Below are 17,333 nucleotides of genomic sequence, written 5' to 3' on the forward strand. Positions count from 1 at the left end.
GAACGACGAACAGAGAACGGGCTCTCACGTGACACCGTCCAGCCGGGTCTACCGCGGCCACATCTTCCACATTGCCGGCTCCCCCACCGTGGCCGCCGCGCACCGGCACCTCGTGTCCCTCCCCGACGGCGTCCTGGTGACCACCGACACGGGCCGAATCGCCTGGGTGGGCTCATTCGTCGACCTCCCTGCCGTTTACGAAACTTTGGCGGTCACCGACAACCGGGGCGGTTTCATCCTGCCCGGCTTCGTCGACACCCACGTGCACTTCCCGCAGACCTATTCCACGGATGCCTATGGCGGCGGCCAGCTGCTCGAGTGGCTGGACAACTGCGTCTTCCCGGCCGAGGCGCGCCTGGCCGACCCCGGGTTCGGCGAGCAGATCGCCCGGGACTTCACCCGTCGCCGCGTCGCCGCGGGCACGACCAGCGCCCTGGTCTTCGGCTCCGCGTTCCCTTCCGCGCAGGACGCCCTGTTCGAGGAATCGCACCGGGCCGGACTGCGCCTGGTCAGCGGGCGCGGAATCCAGACGGTCGGTTCGGAGCCCTCGCAGGCGCTGCTCACCAGCGAGGCCAGGGCCCTGGAGCTTGTGACGGATGAGATCGCCCGCTGGCACGCGGTCGACACCGGTGACCCCGCCACCGCGCTGCTTCAGGTGGCGGTGGTGCCGCGGTTCAGCCTCTCGGTCACCCCCACGACCCTGGCGGGGCTCGGCGAGCTCTACGACTCGGTGCGCGGCCAGGGGGTCTACTTCCACAGCCACCTGAACGAGAACAACCGGCCGGGCACGGGTGAGATCGACGCCGTGAAGTCGGTCTACCAGGTCGACACCTACCTCGACACCTACGACGGCCGGTTCCTGCCGGGGTCGGCGCGGGGCGGGTCGAGCCTGCTGGGGCGGCGCAGCATCCTCGCCCACGCCGTGCACTGTGAGGACAGCGAGCTGGCCCGCCTGGCCGAGACGGGAACGAGCGTGGCGCACTGCCCCACGTCGCAGCAGTTCCTGGGATCGGGCACCATGCCGTGGCTGCGCACGACGTCGTTCGGCGTGAATGTGGCGATCGGGTCGGATGTCGGCGCGGGCGACGAATGGCTCATCTCCCGGGTGCTCAACGACTGTTTCAAAGTGCACCTGTCCGAGCCCGGAGAGGCGGGCCTATCGCTGGACCCGGCCGCCCTGCTCTTCACCGGAACCCTGGCCGGCGCGCGCGCACTCGACATGGAGGCCCGGTTCGGTAACTTCGACGTGGGCAAGGACGCCGACTTCCTGCTGATCGAGCCGGACCGCTGGGAGCCCCTCGCCACGGTGCTCGAGCGCGGCATCCGGGCCGACGACGAGGAGATGGCCACCGACCAGACCCTCTTCGCGCTTCTGCTGGCCCTCCGCCAGCCCGCGATCGCCGGCGTCTTCGTGCGCGGCCACCGGGTGCTCGCCCCGACCGGCGGTTGAGCCGCCTGGCCGTTGAGCCGCCCTCCCGCCTTCCAGTCCCGCCCTCAATCCCGCCCTGGCCGAACGAATTCGACGGAGATTTTGCTCAGAACCGGCCCCGAGCATCCGTTTGGGCGCGAAATCGGTAGAATCTCCGTCGAATTCGTTAGGGAGCCCGGGTGCCTGAGGTGCGCGGGTGCCTGCAACCGGACGACCACGGCGGAGCGAACACCGGTGATTGAGCTCGTCGAAACCGGCGAGCCACCCTCCGAACCCGCCCCGGCCGAACGAATTCGACGGAGATTTTTGCTCCGAACCGGCCCCCGACATCCGTTTCACCCTGAAATCGGTAGAATCTCCGTCGAATTCGTCAGGGGTTGATGGACTAAAAGGCCGAGAGTCGTGCGGGCCGTGCCCGACCGACCTCCACACCCGCACCCGCCCCTGCACCGCACCGCCCTACGATGGCAGGCATGGCCACTTCCTCCGCACCGATCGCCGGCCTCGTGCTCGCAGCCGGCGCCGGCTCCCGCTACGGCATGCCGAAGGCACTTGCGCGGGGCAACGACGGCATCCCCTGGCTGGTGCGCACGATCCGCACGCTCACGGATGCCGGCTGCTCACCGGTGATCGTCGTGATCGGCGCCGAAACCGCAGAAGTCCGGGCACTGCTCCACCAATTCGGCATGACCCCGTCGGTCGTCCTCACGCAGGCTGAAGACTGGGCAGAGGGACTCTCCGCGTCCCTTCGAGCGGGCCTGCGACAAGCCACCGAGCTGCAGGCCACCGAGCTCCTGCCTGCTCCGGTCGCCGTGGCGATCGTCCCGGTCGATATCCCGGGTCTGCTGCCCGGCACGGTCGCACGACTGATCGGCACCCTGCCCACAAACACCCTGCCCACAATCACCCTGCCCGGTGATACGGATGCCGACGCGAACCCCGTCGGCCCGCTCACGCTCCGGCAGGCCGGCTTCGACGCCCGCCCGGGACACCCGGTGGTGATCGGGCGAGCACACTGGGGCGCGCTCATCGACTCCGCCACCGGCGACACCGGCGCACGTCCCTACCTGCAGTCTCACGACACCCGGCTGGTCGATTGCGCCGACCTCGAGACCGGGCTCGACGTCGACACGCGCGACTGAGCATCGAAACCGCACCGCACCACGCCCCCGAACACCGGCCACACCGGGTTGGAATTGCCCCCCCTCCGTGTGAGGCTTAACCCGTGCCGAAGACTGACGAACGACTCGATCTGCGAGACGCCGTGTCCCTCGATCGCCCCTGGACCACCATCGTCTGGGACGACCCGGTGAACCTGATGTCCTACGTCTCCTACGTGTTCCGCAGCTACTTCGGCATCTCCGCCCGGGAGTCCGAGCGCCTCATGCTGCAGGTGCACAACGACGGGAAGGCCGTCGTCGCTTACGGCAACCGGGAAGCCATGGAACGCCACGTCGAAGCCATGCACGGCTACGGGCTGTGGGCCACCCTCGCCAAGGCCGACGCGTGATGCAGTTCATGTCGGGCAGCGAGAACGCCGGCAGCGTGACCGCCCGGTTCGAACCCGTCGAGATCGGCCTGTTGCGCCTGGCCGCGAGCCAGCTGATTGACCTGCTGGAGGCCGCCGAAACCCACGCACTCGGCACATCCGGTGACCCGGCCCTGCGTCGGCTCCTGCCGGATGCCTACGCCGATGATCCCGAGGCCGCCGCGGAATTCCGCCGGTTCACCGCCGACGACCTGCTCGAGCGCAAAGTGCGGAACGCCCGGTGCCTGCTTGCGACGCTCGCCGAGGAACCAAACGCCGACATCGGCGACGAATCAACCGACGCCGAGCTACATGCGGCCGCCGAGGCGCCCGTGACCATCGACCTCGACGCCGACGACGTACAGTCCTGGCTCCGCACGCTCACCGACCTGCGCCTCACCCTTGCCGAACGCCTCGAGATCGGGCCCGACGGGGTGCCGGGGCGGAGCGCCGACGAGGCACCATTCCTGAACGACATCTACGACTGGTTCGGTATGGTGCAGGAATCCTTGGTCTACGCGGTCGACGTCTGACCCACCGGAGACTCGCAACCTACAGCTCGACCGGCACCGCCAGCAGCGCCGCGTACGCGCGTTTGGACCCGGCCCCACCCTGCAGCGAGGAACTCAACCGGTCCAGGCTTTGCCGGGCGTCCCCGTCGAGCGCGAGCAGTTCGGCTATTCCTGCCCGAAGCTCCTCAGCCGTAGCCGTGTTGGGCGCGAGGGACAGCCCGAATCCGCACCGCTCGACCGCGGCTGCCCCGGCGAACTGGTCGGTGGAGAAGGGCAGCAGCAGCAGTGGCACCCCCGAGGTCATCGCCTCGGTGACACTGTTGTTGCCGCCGTGCGACACCGCCAGCGCCGAGCGCGCCAGCACGGTGACCTGCGGCAGGAACGCGCGCACGAGCCAGGAGTCGGGGATCGGCCCGAGCTCCGCGGGATCGGTGGCACCGGTGGCGACGGCCACCCGCACGTCGAGTGGGGCAAGCGCCTCGGCCACCCGGGCGAGAACATCCCCGCGCACCGACAGGAAGCTGCCGAAACTGACATAGACGATGGGCCGGTCACTGTCGGCGGCGAGCCAGGCGTTCACCTCGTCGTCGGCGGCCTCGTTGCGCACGGCGGAGCCGAGGAACGCGTGCGCCGGCAGCAACTCGCCACGTGCGGCGTCGTGCAGTTCGACCGGATAATTGAGCAGCAGGATGTCCCCGCACTCCTTGAACGCATCCGGGCTCGGCAGCGCGTCCGGGTCGAGAACCCGCAGGGCGTCGTTCCACTGGGTGGTGAACGCATCCCGCACGCTCTCGCAGGTCGCCAGGAGTGCGCCGAGGTCGCCGCTGTCCGGCGCGAAGGCGAGCGGCCACTCCGGCGGGAAACCGTAGACCTCCGCGCCCACGGGCAGCGCCGACGGGTGGCCGAGCACCACATCGGCGTGACGGATGCCCGCACTCACCAGTCCGAGGCGCGCACTGAACGCCAGGTGATCGACGATCACGTGGTCGGGTTGCACCTCGGCCACGATGAGCTGTACCGCGCGGGCCACCTCCACCGGGTTCCAGAGCAGGTCGCTGCTGCGTGCCTCGGCCTGGAAACAGAGCGTTTCCACCATACCGAGCCGGGTGGCGTCGAAGAACCCGCGGAGAGCGTCGTCCTCGCCCGTCGGCTGTTCCTCGGCGCGGATCGTGCCGGGGTTCGAGCCGCGGCCCAGTTGCAGGTGCACGCGCTCGAATCCGAACGCGGCCACGATGTCGGCGGTGGCCGGACCGCTGGCCACCACGACGCGTTCACCGGCCTCCAGCCACGCGGTGCCCAGAGTGGCCAGCGGGAACAGGTGGGAGGCGTAGTCCGGGCTGATGATCAGCAGCGTCATGAAACGCCCACCAGGTACGCGCCCGACTCGTTCGTGTCGGCCACGTCGCGGTAGACCCGGGTCAGCGTCTCAGCCATGGCCTGGATCGTGAAGGAACGCGACACCATTTCTCCGGCCCGGTTCGCGTACTCCGGTCCGAGGGGGCCGGCAGCCAACTCGAGTGCGGCGCTGATCCCGCCCGCCAGGGCCGTCCGGTTGCCGGTGTCGACGAGGAAACCCGTCACTGCGTGCTCCACATAGGTGGCCGGGCCGCCGGAATTCGGGGCGACGACGGTCAGCCCGGTCGCCATGGCCTCAAGCAGGGCGATGCCGAATTCCTCCTTCATGCTCGCGCAGACATACGCCCCATTGGGGGCCGCCAATCCGGGCCGGCCGTACCGGGCCGCGGCCAGCCAGTGCGCCACGGTGTCGTTTGTACGGTGCCCGGCGAGCAGCAGGCCCTGGCCGGCCGCATCGGCGAGGTCGACGACCGCGGCCATCTGGTCCAGCTGGCTTTTCTCGTCGAGGGAGGGAGAATTCAGGTCCCCACCGAGGATGAGCAGGTTGCAGCGGGCGCGCAGGTCGGCATCCGCGGCCCACGCCTGAACCAGGGCCGCCATGCCCTTGACGCGGTGCAGGCGTCCGACGGTGACGGCGAGCGGAAGCCCGCGCCGGCTCGGCGGGAGGGTGGTGAGCAGGTCGTCCAGTTCGGCTAGCGCCGCTGCGCCCGCTGCGCCCGCCGCGCTGGTCGCGCCGGTCGCGCCGGGGGCTGCGTGCGCGGTGGTTGGGTCGGCCGTGAGGCGGGCATCCGCCAGTGCACGCTCGATCACGGCGACGTCGATGCCCTCCGCGATCACGGAGTGGCGTTCCGGATGCTGCCGGATATCGATTCCCACAAGGTCGCGCATGTCACGCCGCAGCTCGGGCCTCGGGAAGAGAACGGTGTGCGCGGCATCCGCGGCCAGCCGCTGTACGAGCCGGGCCCGGAACCAGAAGTGCTCGGTCTCGTCGACCGTGCCGAAGTTCGCCCGGGTGAGCACCCCGGAACCGTCGAGGGAGTGGATGACGCTGTGCGGGTCGGGGGCCACCGTGAACACGATCGGAATGTCGAGCTCGCGGGCGACGGTGGAGGCGGCCAGCGTGCCGATGTCGGCCATTCGCAGGTGGATCGCGTCGACGGTGCCGGCGGCGCGCAGAATGCGACGGATGCCGCGCTGCGTCGCAATCCGCCGCGGCCAGGCATCGACCGAGGCGACGGGTTCGCCCAGGAAGGGCACGGTCGCGAAGGCGTGCTCCGCGACGGAAGACCCGACCTCGGACAGGGAGGTGAGTGCGCCGGCGAAGCTGCCGCGGGAGAGGGTGAGTACCCGTTCCACGGAGCCGCCGCGCTCACGGCCGCCGCTGCCACCGCTGCCACCCCCGGAGACGAGCGCGTCGCCCAGGCGCACCAGCAGCGTGGCGATACCGCCATTGTCGCCGGCCCCCACCTGGCTGAGTTCGCGGTCGATGTCGGCGTGCAGGAAGAGTTGGGCCACCGTCAGCCCCTGGCTCCACGGTGGGCGCGGGTAGGCCGGCACAGTCAGGTCGATCAGGGCGAGCCGAGCCACGTCGGCAAGCACGCCGCTGCCCTGCGACAGGTCGCTCACGATACGGATGTTGGCCTCGTTCGGACCGAGGTCGCCGAGGGCCGCGATCGCCGCCGCACGCACCGCGTTCGGCTCGGACGAGTCGACGGCGACCCGGCGCAACAGCCGTTCGGGGATGCGCCCGGCGATGAGACCCATCGTTTCGACCAGGCGGGTGCGGGCGCCGCACTCGTGCACGCCGATCAGGGTGCCCTCGAGGGCGAGCGCCACATGCACCGGCACCGACGAGCTCCACTGCTCCAGCGTGCGCTGGGCGATCATGCCGGAGAAGCCACCGTCGACCACCATGCTCAGCAGTCCGGAGATCGCCTCGAACCGGGGCAGCCGGGCGCCGAACGCCCAGGCCGTGTGTTCGCGGATGAAGAGGGAGTCATGGGTGATCAGCGACACGAGCACGTCATCTGCGGACTCGTCGAACACCTGGCCGAGCGAGTGGATGGCCGCAATCGCGGTCAGCTGGTCCCCCGGGTCGGTCGCCGCCTGCGCGAGCAGGCGCACGGCGCGGATGCCGCCGTCCCGGCTCGCCGCGATGGTCAGGTCGTCGGCGCAGCGGATGCCGTCCAGGATCGACCGGGTCTGCCGCATCGTGTCCAGCGTCGTGTGAGTTCCCACGGTGCCCTCTCTGTCTCCTGCAACAAGCAGTCCGATCCGAACATACACGCGGCCGATGTCGGAACGCCCTGTGGAATGGAGCAAAATGGTCACATGACACGACGCGCTCCGATCGAAGACATCAACGAAGACAATTTGGTCGTCACGAAGCCGAAGAAGTCCGCGGCCGGAGTGGAAGCGGTTCTGGTGGCGCTCGATCGCGGGTTCGCGCAGGCCGGCGTTCCCCGCACGGCGAAGGCGCTGCTGCGCCTCAACCAGCGCGACGGCACCGACTGCCCGGGCTGCGCGTGGCCGGAGTCGCAGGGCCACCGCAAGACCGCAGAGTTCTGTGAGAACGGCGCCAAGGCAGTCGCCGAGGAGAGCACCCTGCGCACCGTGACGCCGGCGTTCTGGGCCGAGCACTCGATCGAGGAGCTCGCCACGAAGACCGAGTACTGGCTCGGCAACCAGGGCCGCATCACGCATCCGGTGGTCATCCGTCCCGGCGACACGCACTACTCTCAGATCTCCTGGAACGAAGCCTTCGAGCTCATCGGCGAGCGGATCCGAGCCACCGTTCCCGACCGCACGGTCTTCTACACCTCGGGACGCACCGCCAACGAGGCGGCGTTCCTCTACCAGCTGTTCGCCCGCTCGATCGGCACGAACAACCTGCCCGACTGCTCGAACATGTGCCACGAGTCCTCCGGAAGCGCCATGAACGCCACCATCGGCATCGGCAAGGGCACCGTTTCGCTCGAGGACATCCACCAGGCCGAGCTGATCCTCGTCGTCGGCCAGAACCCGGGCACCAACCATCCGCGGATGCTGTCGGCCCTCAAGGAGTGCAAGGACAACGGCGGCCGGGTCGTCGCCGTCAACCCGCTGCCCGAGGCCGGATTGTTCAATTTCAAGGATCCCCAGTCGGTCTCCGGCCTGATCGGCGACGGCACGGCACTCGCTGACGAGTACCTGCAGATCAAGGTCGGCGGCGACCTGGCCCTGTTCCAGGCCCTCGGCCACCTGCTGCTCGAAGCGGAGGAGCGCGTCCCCGGCTCCGTCGTCGACGCGGAGTTCGTCGCGGCGAACACCCAGGGCCTCGACGAGTACCGGGCCGCCCGCACGACCATCGATTGGGCCGAGACGGAGAAGGCCACCGGGCTCACCGCGGTGGAGATCTCCACCGTCGCGCAGATGATGATCGACTCCACGGCCACGATCATCTGCTGGGCGCTCGGACTCACTCAGCAGCCGCACTCGGTCAACACGCTCAAGGAGATCATCAACCTGCTCCTGCTACAGGGGAACTTCGGTAAGCCGGGCGCCGGCGCCTGCCCGGTGCGCGGCCACTCCAACGTACAGGGCGACCGCACCATGGGCGTCTGGGAGAAGCCCAAGGAACCGATGCTCGCCGCGCTGGACAAGGAATTCGGCATCGAGTCCCCCCGCACGCACGGCCTCGACTCGGTGGATACCGTCGCGGCCTTCGAGAACGACGACGTCGACGTGTTCGTGTCGATGGGCGGCAACTTCGCCCTCGCCTGCTCCGACACCGTGGCCCTCGAGGCGGCAATGCAGCGCGTGAGCCTAACCGTGCACGTGTCGACCAAGCCCAACCGGTCGCACATCATGCACGGCACGACCTCGCTGATCCTGCCGACGCTGGGGCGCACCGACACCGACGACAAGCACCCGGGTGGTCGCCAGGTGCTCTCGGTCGAGGACTCCATGTCGGTCGTGCGCACCACGCAGGGGCGTCTCGACCCGGTCTCCGAGCACTTGCTCGCCGAGCCCGTCATCGTCGCCCGGATGGCCAGCGCCACCCTCGGCGACGACCACGTGATCGACTGGAAGGCGATGGCCGACGACTACGACGTCATCCGTGATCGCATCTCGCGGGTGCTCCCGGGCTTCACCGATTTCAACGCGCGCCTCAAGACGAAGAACGGTTTCGTACTGCCCAACCCGCCCCGGGACACCCGCAGCTTCGCCACCGACATCGGCCGGGCCCGGTTCACGGTCAGCCCACTCGAATACCTCACCCCACCGGCCGGCCACCTGATCCTGCAGACCATGCGCAGCCACGACCAGTACAACACCACGTTCTACGGGCTGGATGACCGCTACCGCGGCATCTCCGGCGGCCGCCGGGTCATCCTGATCCACCAGGACGACGCCACCGAGCTGGGCTTTGCGGACCGCGACATGGTCGACGTGATCAGCACTTTCCAGGGCGAGGAGCGGCGCGCCAACGAGTTCCGCCTGGTGGTCTACCCCACCCCGCGGGGCTGCGCGGCCGCGTATTTCCCCGAGGCGAACGCCCTGATGCACCGCGAGCTCGTGGCCCGGGAGTCGAACACCCCCGGTTACAAGGCCATGTCCGTGCGGTTCATCACCCACGAGGCAGCGAAGTCAGCACCGCTGACGTGAGCCGGGGCGTGAACCCGGGCGCGGGGGCACAGCGCGTCACCCACTGGTGGCCGCTGCTCTCCGGGCTGGTCGCCGTCGCGCTGGCGGTGGGTCTGGGCCTGGTCATCTCCCGGAACGGCAGGCCGTTCGCCCTGGACACGGAGTGGATGATCGCGGTGTCCGGCAATCGAGCACCGGTGTGGGATTCCCTCGCCCTCGTGATGAACAGCCTGGGCGGCGGTCTCACCGGCTCCGTCGTCGCGCCCGGCCTGCTCATCGGCCTGCTCCTGTTCCTCAAGCGCCCGCGGGCCGCGGGCTTCGCCCTCGCGGTAACCGTGATCTCCGGTGCCGCCGTGCACCTTCTCAAGTGGCTGTTCGGCCGGGCCCGCCCGGCCGGACTCGAAGATCTGTTGGTCAGGGTTGATTTCGGGTCGTTCCCCTCCGGCCATGTCGCCAATGCGGCGACGCTGGCGATAATCCTGGCGCTGCTCTTCCGGTTCTGGTGGGTGTGGCTGGCCGGCGCGCTGTACACGGCGCTGATGATGCTCAGCCGCACCTACCTGGGCGCACACTGGCTGACCGACACCGTCGGGGCGGCACTGCTCGGCATCGGGATCGCGGTGGCCGTCTGGGCTCCCCTGGCCGTGACACTCGATCGCGAACGCCGGCGCAGCCGCGCGTCGCATCCGTGGCGCACGTTCCACGACCGGTACGTCGTCGAGAGGTGGGAACTCACTGCCCGGTCCCGCCGCATGCTCCGGGTCACCGCGATCGCCTGCCTGGGTTCCGGCGCCGTCTTCTTCACGCTCACGCTGCTGAGTGTGCTGAGCGGCGGAGGCGTCACCGCGATCGACCTCCCCGTGCAGGAGTGGCTGCTGGAGGCCCGCTCCCCCGTTCTGACGACCGTGATGGTGGTGCTGGCGGTCGTATTCGGGCCGGTCGCGCTGCCCCTGATCGTGCTGGTCGTGTGCGTCGGCTGGGGTCTTCTCACCCGGCACGCCTGGCGCGCGCTGCTGCTCGCCGGTGCCATGGCAAGCGGCGTGGTGCTGGCCCAAGTCATCGGACGCACGGTCGGCCGCGAGCGGCCGCCGATCGACCTGATGCTGTTCGGCACGGACCTCACGTTCTCGTTCCCCTCCGGTCACGTGCTGGGTGCATCCGACTTCCTGCTGGTGACCGCCTACCTTCTGCTTTCGCGCCGTTTCAGCATGCGGGCCACCGCCGCCGCCCTCAGCGTCGCCGTGGTCGGCATCGTGCTGGCGGCCCTCAGCCGCCTGTACCTCGGCTACCACTGGACCACGGATGCCCTGGCCTCCGTTTCGATCTCCCTGGTGGTGGTGGGTTGCGTGATCGCGGTCGACACCTGGCGCACCGGGCGGGTGGTCGAACCCGCGGAGCGCGGCTAGCCGGGAACGCTCTGCGGCGTCCGCTCGCCGCTCGTGATGCGTTCCGCCCCGGCGTAGATCACCATGGAGTCGCCGCGCAGAAAACCGACCACCGTCATGCCTACCTCGTCCGCGAACTCGGCGGCCAGCGACGACGGCGCCGACACGGCGGCGAGCACCGGAATCCCGGCCATCAGCGCCTTCTGCGCCAGTTCGAAGCTCGCCCGGCTCGACACCATCAGCACCGTGCCGGTGAGCGGGAGCAGGTCTTCCTTCAGCGCCCAGCCGACGACCTTGTCGACCGCGTTGTGGCGGCCGACGTCTTCGCGCAGCACCAGCATCCGCCCGGTGGTCCCGTCGAAGAGGGCGGCCGCATGGATGCCTCCGGTCTTCTCGAAAACGTCCTGGGCGGCGCGCAAGACCTCGGGGAAGCGCGTCAGGAGCTCTGCGTCGACCTGAAGCGGGTCAGCCGTCACCGGGAACGCCGACTTCGTGCGCACGGCGTCGATGCTGGCCTTGCCGCAGAGCCCGCAGGAACTCGTCGTCAGGAACGACCGCTCCAGGCTCGGGTCGGGCGGTGTGACCCCGGGCGCGAGCGACACGTCGAGCACGTTGTAGGTGTTCACGCCCTCGACGGTGGCGCCGGCGCAGTACCGGGCCGTGGAAAAGTGCTCGTTCCGGGTGATGACGCCCTCCGACACCAGGAACCCGGCGGCGAGGTCGAAATCGTTGCCGGGGGTTCGCATCGTGACAGCGAGGGAGCGGCCGTTCACGCGGATCTCGAGTGGCTCTTCGACCGCCAGCACGTCTTCCCGGCTGGTGGGATTCTCGCCCACCGTGAGTCGAACGACCTTGCGCCTGACCGTGATCCTGCTCATCTGGATTCACCCACCGATGTACGACATTTCGATTCTCTTCTTGCCGGATGCGCGCAGCCGGCCGGTCTCGGCGCTGCGCAGCTCCGAATAGCGGTCCGTGCGCTCTCGCCAGATCTGCTTCAGCACCTCAGCCAGCTGCTCATCGGTGCAACCGCCGCGCATCAGGGCACGCAGGTCGTGTCCCTCGGTCGCGAACAGGCAGGTGAACAGCTTGCCGTCGGTGGAGACCCGCGCCCGCGAGCAGGAATGGCAGAACGACTGGGTGACACTGGAGATCACGCCGATCTCCCCCTCGCCGTCGCGGTAGCGCCACCGGCGGCTGGTCTCACCGGTGTTGTTGGGGGCCACCTCGTCGACAGGCAATTGCGCGTTGATGCGGGCCACGACCTCGGCCGAGGGCACCACGTCACCCATCTCCCAGCCGTTGCTTGAGCCCACGTCCATGAACTCGATGAACCGGAGGATGTACGGGGTGCCCTTGAAGTGGCGCGCCATGGCAACGATGTCCTGATCGTTCTGCCCGCGCTTGAGCACCATGTTGATCTTGATCGGGCCGAGCCCGACCGAGTGGGCCACGTCCAGGCTGTTCAGCACCTTGGCGACGGGGAACTTCACGTCGTTCATCGCCTGGAACGTGGCGTCGTCGAGCGAATCCAGCGACACCGTGACGCGCTTCAGCCCGGCGTCCTTCAGAGCCTGAGCCTTCAGCGCCAGCACCGAACCGTTGGTGGTCATCGCGATGTCGATCGGGCGGCCGTCCGGGGTGCGGAGCGCCGCCAGCATCGCCACCAGTTCTTCGATCCCTTTGCGCAGCAGCGGCTCACCGCCGGTGAGGCGGATCTTCTCGACCCCGTGCGCCACGCTGATCCGCGCCAGCCGGGTCATCTCTTCGAAGGAGAGCAGTTCGTCGCGTTCCATGAAAGCGAAGTCCTTGCCGAAGACCTCTTTGGGCATGCAGTACACGCAGCGGAAATTGCAGCGGTCGGTGACCGAGATGCGCAGATCGTGCAGCGGGCGTTGGAACTGATCAATCATGTCTCCACACTAACCGCCGCCCTCCGCGGCAACAGTCCCTCGGGACGGTGACAAATGCCCGGCCCGCAGCAGAACAGGACACCCGGCCGGGGCGAACCGCCGGCCGGGTGTCCTGTTACTGGTCGAACGCGCTCATTTGACGTACTGATTCGGGTTCAGCACGTACTTGATCGACTTGCCGGCGTCGAACTCGGCGTAGCCGCGCGGGGCATCCTCCAGGCTGATCGCCTGAGCGTTGACGGCCTTCGCGATCTGCACCTTGTCGTGCAGGATCGCCATCATCAGCGACCGATTGTACTTCATCACCGGGGTCTGACCGGTGGCGAAGGACAGGGACTTGGCCCAGCCGAGGCCCAGCCGGATGGACAACGAGCCGACCTTCGCCGCCTCGTCGACCCCGCCCGGGTCACCCGTGACGTAGAGGCCAGGGATGCCCAGGCCACCGCCGGCGGCCGTGACCGTCATCAGCGAGTTCAGCACCGTGGCCGGACGCTCCGTTCCGGCATCCTTGCCATGGCCGCGGGCCTCGAAGCCGACCGCGTCCACGCCGCAGTCGACCTCGGGCACACCCAGGATCTGCTCGATCTGATCCTGCGGTTCGCCCTTTCGCAGGTCGATGGTTTCGCAGCCGAAGCTGCGGGCCTGCGCCAGCCGCTCCTCATTGAGGTCGGCGACGATGACGACGGCGGCCCCGAGCAGCTGAGCGGATGCCGCCGCGGCCAGACCCACCGGGCCCGCGCCGGCGATGTACACGGTCGATCCGACCGCGACGCCCGCGCTGAACGCACCGTGGAAGCCGGTCGGGAAGATGTCCGAGAGCATGGTGAGGTCCATGATCTTCTCCAGCGCCTGGTCCCGGTCCGGGAACTTCAGGAGATTCCAGTCCGCGTACGGCACCAGCACGTACTCGGCCTGGCCGCCGACCCAACCGCCCATGTCGACGTAACCGTAGGCGCTGCCCGGGCGGTCGGGGTTGACGTTGAGACAGATACCGGTTTTGCGCTCCTTACAGTTGCGACACCGGCCGCAGGAGATGTTGAACGGCACCGAGACGATGTCGCCGACCTTGATGAACTCCACGTCGGGTCCGCATTCGACCACCTCGCCGGTGATCTCGTGGCCGAGGACGAGGTCCGACGGCGCGGTCGTGCGCCCGCGAACCATGTGCTGGTCCGAGCCGCAGATGTTGGTGGTGACCGTGCGGAGGATGACCCCGTGCGGCACCTTGCGGCCGACGTTCGCCGGGTTGACACCCGGACCGTCTTTCAGCTCGAAGGTCGGATAGTCGATGTCGATGACCTCGACGACACCCGGGCTCTTGTAGGCAACTGCTCTGTTCCCAGTCATGAAGTACCTTCCTAGTTCCTGTTTGCTTCCCTCACAGCGAGACCCGTCGGGCCGCGCGAGACTACATCGAAATTTCTCGTTGATGCCTGTTTCTCCTCTAGAGGACTCCATTGCGGCCTGAAATTCAAGGGGTGTGCTCAGATGACTGTTTTGGGTACCCACCGGGCGCTGCCAACGCTTACCGTGGAAGCATGGCCATTCCCCCTCTCGTCGAGCCGATCGCCCGCCTGAGCGGCGCCGAATCCGTTCGCACCGCCCGCCAACGCCGTCTGCCCCAGCTCAACGAGCTCGGCCAGCGCCGCCTCGCCAACGCCCGGGTGCTCGTGCTCGGCGCCGGCGGGCTGGGGTCCCCCGCGCTCATCTACCTGGCCGCGGCCGGCGTGGGAACGATCGGCATCGTCGACGGCGACGACGTCGAACCCAGCAACCTGCAACGCCAGATCGTGCACGGCCAGGCGGATGTCGGACGCTCCAAGGTGGTCAGCGCCGCCGAATCGATCGCCCAGATCGCGCCGGAGGCCGTGGTCGTGCAGCACGCCGAACGGCTCGACGCCGGCAACGCCGCCGCGATCATCGGCGGTTACGACGTGGTCATCGACGGCACCGACAACTTCCCCACCCGTTTCCTGGTCAACGACATCTGCGCGGCCCTGGGCCTGCCACTGGTCTGGGCATCCGTTCTCCGTTTCGACGCCCAGCTGTCGGTGTTCTGGGCAACCCCACCGGCCGAGAGCGGCCTCAGCGGGGTGCACCTGCGCGACCTGTTCCCGACCCCGCCCGCAGAGGGTGAGGTGCCCAACTGCGCCGAAGCCGGCGTGCTCGGTGCGCTTTGCGGCCAGGTGGGCTCGCTGATGGCCACCGAGGCGATCAAGCTGATCGCCGGTATCGGCACTCCGCTGATCGGGCGCGTGCTCGTGATCGACGCGCTCTCGGGCCGTTTCACCGAGGTGCCCCTGATCGGCACCGGCATCGCCGCCGCCGACCCGAACCCGGCAGCGACCCTCGCCACCGCCCGCGGCTCCGCGCAGACCGCCGCCGCTGAGGCCTGGCCGACGCTCACCCCGGTGGAGCTCGTGGCCCGGCTCACTGCCCGCGCCGAGGGAACCGACCCGTTCGTGCTGGTCGACGTGCGCGAGCCCGACGAGCACGCCGAGAGCGCCATCCCGGATGCCGTCCTGCTGCCTCTCGGCGACCTGCTCACCGAGGCCGGGATGGCCACCCTGCCGCGGGACGTGCCGCTGGTGCTGCACTGCCACCTGGGGCCGCGGGCCGAACGCGCCGCGATGGCCCTGGACGCGGCCGGCTTCACCGGCCTCACCCTGCTCGCCGGCGGGATCGTCGCCTGGGACGTTGCCGTCGCCGCACGCACCGCTCCCGGCCGGGGCAGCAAGTGGGCCGGCGACGCCGTGTCCAGCGATTCGATGACCACAGCGGGGAACTGACCATGACGGGGAACACGCACGAGCACACCCACGAGCACGACGTCGACGCGTGCGCCGTACCGTTCTCGGCCCGCAGCGTCGCCGACCAGCTCTCCTTCGTACTTGCCGCGGTCGCCCCGCTGCCGCCCGTGCTGGTCTCGCTTGACGAGGCGCTGGGCCTGATGCTGGCCGAAGATGTCCGGAGCGCCACGGACACACCTCCCTTCGACAATTCGGCCATGGACGGCTACGCCGTCCGGCGCGCCGACCTGCTGCAGGCCTCCGCCGAGCACCCGGTGACGCTGCCGGTGGTCGCCGACCTGGCGGCCGGAACCAGCCAGAACCCGCACCTGGAGACCGGCCAGGCGGCCCGGATCATGACGGGGGCGCCGCTTCCGGACGGGGCGGATGCCGTGGTTCCGATCGAAGACACCGATCAGGGCATCGACACGGTCACCGTCGTTCGGGCGCCGCAGCCGGCAGCGCACATCCGTCGCGCCGGCGAAGACGCCCACGCCGGCGACACCGTGCTCACCCGCGGCTCGGTGCTCTGGCCGACCCGGGTTGCCGCGGCCGCCAGCGCCGGCACCTCGTCACTCCGGGCGCACCCGGCTCCGCGCGTCGCCGTGATCTCCACCGGGAGCGAGCTCGTCACCCCCGGCGAACCCACCCGGCGCGGCCAGATCCCCGACTCCAACTCCTATCTCCTCGCGTCGGCCGTCGCCGCGGCCGGCGGGGTGCCGATCCGGCTCGGCGCGGTTCCCGACGACGAGAACACGCTCCGCGGCCTGCTGGCCGGCCTCGCCGGCACGGTCGACGCCATCGTGCTCTCCGGCGGGGTGAGCGTCGGCGCCTACGACGTCGTCAAGGCCGTGCTCGCCCCGCTCGGCACCGTACGGTTCGGGCCGGTCAAGATGCAGCCGGGCAAGCCTCAGGGTTTCGGCCGCTGGCCGGCCGACGACAATGCAGTCGAGGGACCGCTCATCTTCGCCCTCCCCGGCAACCCGGTCAGCGCCTTCGTGTCCTTCGAGGTGTTCGTGCGGCCGGCCCTGCGCCGCCTCGGCGGGCACATCGACATCTTTCGCCCGACGATCTCGGCGACCGCCGGGGAGAGCTGGGACTCCCCGCCCGGCCGTGCCCAGTACATGCCAGTGACCGTCGAGGGCCTCGGAATCCGCAGCGTGGTCCGCCGGTCCGCCGCGGGCGGGTCGGGATCCCACCTCGTCGCCGGGCTTGCTCAGGCCGTCGGGCTGGCCATCGTGCCGGAAAACGTGACGCGGATTGTCGAGGGTGACCGCGTCACTGTCATGCTGTTGACATGAGCATCCGCGACCTGTCCGCACATCCCTTCACGCATCTCGACTCCTCCGGCCAGGCCCGCATGGTCGACGTCACCGAGAAGCAGCCCACCGTGCGCAGCGCCACCGCCGCCGGCTTCGTGGCCTGCGGCCCGACGGTCATCTCGGCCCTTCGCGACGGCAGCACCCCCAAGGGCGATGTGCTCGCCGTGGCCCGCATCGCCGGCATCCAGGGTGCCAAGAAGTGCGCCGACCTGCTCCCCCTCGCGCATGTGATCGGGGTGCACGGCGCCGCCGTCGACCTCGTCATCGAAGACACCGGGGTGCGCGTCACGGCCACCGTGCGCACGGCCGACCGCACCGGCGTCGAGATGGAGGCGCTAACCGCCGTGTCGGTCGCCGCCCTCGCCGTGGTCGATATGGTCAAAGGCCTCGACAAGTCCGTTTGGATCGAGAACGTGCGCCTCATCACGAAGACCGGAGGGAAGTCCGGCGACTGGCACCGCCCGAACGAGTAG

At 69.3% G+C, this 17,333-nt stretch carries 14 protein-coding genes; 9 read left to right on the forward strand and 5 right to left on the reverse strand.

The window, feature by feature from the left end:
- Positions 1-28: 28 nt before the first annotated feature.
- The 4 genes from E3O22_RS13945 to E3O22_RS13960 all read left to right on the forward strand — a co-directional run bounded on the left by E3O22_RS13945 (position 29) and on the right by E3O22_RS13960 (position 3,490).
- Positions 29-1,450 carry an amidohydrolase family protein gene (locus E3O22_RS13945; RefSeq protein ID WP_134394465.1) on the forward strand — a complete coding sequence of 474 codons (1,422 nt, stop codon included), beginning with the start codon at positions 29-31 and terminating at the stop codon, positions 1,448-1,450.
- 452 nt (positions 1,451-1,902) lie between these two features.
- A complete protein-coding gene (locus E3O22_RS13950) occupies positions 1,903-2,571 on the forward strand; it encodes an NTP transferase domain-containing protein (protein WP_134394466.1) in 669 nt (222 codons plus the stop codon).
- Between the two features lie 83 nt (positions 2,572-2,654).
- Positions 2,655-2,939, forward strand: a complete 285-nt coding sequence (clpS, locus tag E3O22_RS13955) for an ATP-dependent Clp protease adapter ClpS (RefSeq protein ID WP_241976663.1) — start codon at positions 2,655-2,657, stop codon at positions 2,937-2,939.
- A complete protein-coding gene (locus E3O22_RS13960; RefSeq protein WP_241976673.1) occupies positions 2,939-3,490 on the forward strand; it encodes a DUF2017 family protein in 552 nt (183 codons plus the stop codon). The genes clpS and E3O22_RS13960 overlap by 1 nt, the downstream gene beginning before the upstream one ends.
- 19 nt (positions 3,491-3,509) lie before the next feature.
- Here the strand turns inward: E3O22_RS13960 and E3O22_RS13965 are convergent, their stop codons facing one another.
- Positions 3,510-4,826, reverse strand: coding sequence for a glycosyltransferase (locus E3O22_RS13965; protein WP_134394468.1), 1,317 nt, complete (start codon positions 4,824-4,826; stop codon positions 3,510-3,512).
- Positions 4,823-7,063: a glycosyltransferase gene (locus E3O22_RS13970; protein WP_134394469.1), complete on the reverse strand. Its 2,241-nt coding sequence runs from the start codon at positions 7,061-7,063 to the stop codon at positions 4,823-4,825. The genes E3O22_RS13965 and E3O22_RS13970 overlap by 4 nt, the downstream gene beginning before the upstream one ends.
- Positions 7,064-7,156: 93 nt before the next feature.
- On the opposite strand from E3O22_RS13970, the gene E3O22_RS13975 reads away from it, so the two are divergent.
- Both E3O22_RS13975 and E3O22_RS13980 read left to right on the forward strand, forming a co-directional pair.
- Positions 7,157-9,472 carry an FdhF/YdeP family oxidoreductase gene (locus E3O22_RS13975; RefSeq protein WP_134394470.1) on the forward strand — a complete coding sequence of 772 codons (2,316 nt, stop codon included), beginning with the start codon at positions 7,157-7,159 and terminating at the stop codon, positions 9,470-9,472.
- Entirely contained in the window at positions 9,469-10,857 is a 1,389-nt protein-coding gene (locus tag E3O22_RS13980; RefSeq protein WP_174722067.1) for a phosphatase PAP2 family protein, read from the forward strand. Before E3O22_RS13975 ends, E3O22_RS13980 begins: the two co-directional genes overlap by 4 nt.
- On the opposite strand, the gene fdhD is transcribed toward E3O22_RS13980, so the two are convergent.
- From fdhD to fdhA, 3 genes are all read right to left on the reverse strand, one after another.
- Positions 10,854-11,714 (reverse strand): formate dehydrogenase accessory sulfurtransferase FdhD, encoded by an 861-nt coding sequence (gene fdhD, locus E3O22_RS13985; RefSeq protein WP_134394471.1) that lies wholly within the window; start codon positions 11,712-11,714, stop codon positions 10,854-10,856. The genes E3O22_RS13980 and fdhD overlap by 4 nt on opposite strands.
- 6 nt (positions 11,715-11,720) lie before the next feature.
- Positions 11,721-12,749 carry a GTP 3',8-cyclase MoaA gene (gene moaA, locus E3O22_RS13990; protein WP_134394472.1) on the reverse strand — a complete coding sequence of 343 codons (1,029 nt, stop codon included), beginning with the start codon at positions 12,747-12,749 and terminating at the stop codon, positions 11,721-11,723.
- 132 nt (positions 12,750-12,881) lie between these two features.
- Complete coding sequence (gene fdhA / locus E3O22_RS13995) at positions 12,882-14,096, reverse strand: formaldehyde dehydrogenase, glutathione-independent (protein ID WP_134394473.1); 1,215 nt, start codon at positions 14,094-14,096, stop codon at positions 12,882-12,884.
- Positions 14,097-14,287: 191 nt separating this feature from the next.
- Between fdhA and E3O22_RS14000 the strand changes: the two genes are divergently transcribed.
- From E3O22_RS14000 to moaC, 3 genes are read left to right on the forward strand one after another with little or no spacing between them, the layout of a single operon-like run.
- Positions 14,288-15,538, forward strand: coding sequence for a ThiF family adenylyltransferase (locus tag E3O22_RS14000; RefSeq protein WP_134394474.1), 1,251 nt, complete (start codon positions 14,288-14,290; stop codon positions 15,536-15,538).
- Between the two features lie 2 nt (positions 15,539-15,540).
- Entirely contained in the window at positions 15,541-16,839 is a 1,299-nt protein-coding gene (gene glp / locus E3O22_RS14005) for a gephyrin-like molybdotransferase Glp (RefSeq protein ID WP_134394475.1), read from the forward strand.
- Positions 16,836-17,333 carry a cyclic pyranopterin monophosphate synthase MoaC gene (gene moaC, locus E3O22_RS14010; RefSeq protein ID WP_134394476.1) on the forward strand — a complete coding sequence of 166 codons (498 nt, stop codon included), beginning with the start codon at positions 16,836-16,838 and terminating at the stop codon, positions 17,331-17,333. Before glp ends, moaC begins: the two co-directional genes overlap by 4 nt.

This window comes from Cryobacterium sp. TMT2-18-2, assembly GCF_004402245.1.
GTDB classification, from domain to species: domain Bacteria; phylum Actinomycetota; class Actinomycetes; order Actinomycetales; family Microbacteriaceae; genus Cryobacterium; species Cryobacterium sandaracinum.

Coding starts and splice junctions, on each gene's coding strand:
- glp (WP_134394475.1), top strand. CDS start 15,541: ATGACGGGGAACACGCACGAGCACACCCACGAGCACGACGTCGACGCG.
- E3O22_RS13950 (WP_134394466.1), top strand. CDS start 1,903: ATGGCCACTTCCTCCGCACCGATCGCCGGCCTCGTGCTCGCAGCCGGC.
- fdhD (WP_134394471.1), bottom strand. CDS start 11,714: ATGAGCAGGATCACGGTCAGGCGCAAGGTCGTTCGACTCACGGTGGGC.
- fdhA (WP_134394473.1), bottom strand. CDS start 14,096: ATGACTGGGAACAGAGCAGTTGCCTACAAGAGCCCGGGTGTCGTCGAG.
- E3O22_RS14000 (WP_134394474.1), top strand. CDS start 14,288: ATGGCCATTCCCCCTCTCGTCGAGCCGATCGCCCGCCTGAGCGGCGCC.
- E3O22_RS13975 (WP_134394470.1), top strand. CDS start 7,157: ATGACACGACGCGCTCCGATCGAAGACATCAACGAAGACAATTTGGTC.
- E3O22_RS13960 (WP_241976673.1), top strand. CDS start 2,939: ATGCAGTTCATGTCGGGCAGCGAGAACGCCGGCAGCGTGACCGCCCGG.
- moaA (WP_134394472.1), bottom strand. CDS start 12,749: ATGATTGATCAGTTCCAACGCCCGCTGCACGATCTGCGCATCTCGGTC.
- E3O22_RS13965 (WP_134394468.1), bottom strand. CDS start 4,826: ATGACGCTGCTGATCATCAGCCCGGACTACGCCTCCCACCTGTTCCCG.
- moaC (WP_134394476.1), top strand. CDS start 16,836: ATGAGCATCCGCGACCTGTCCGCACATCCCTTCACGCATCTCGACTCC.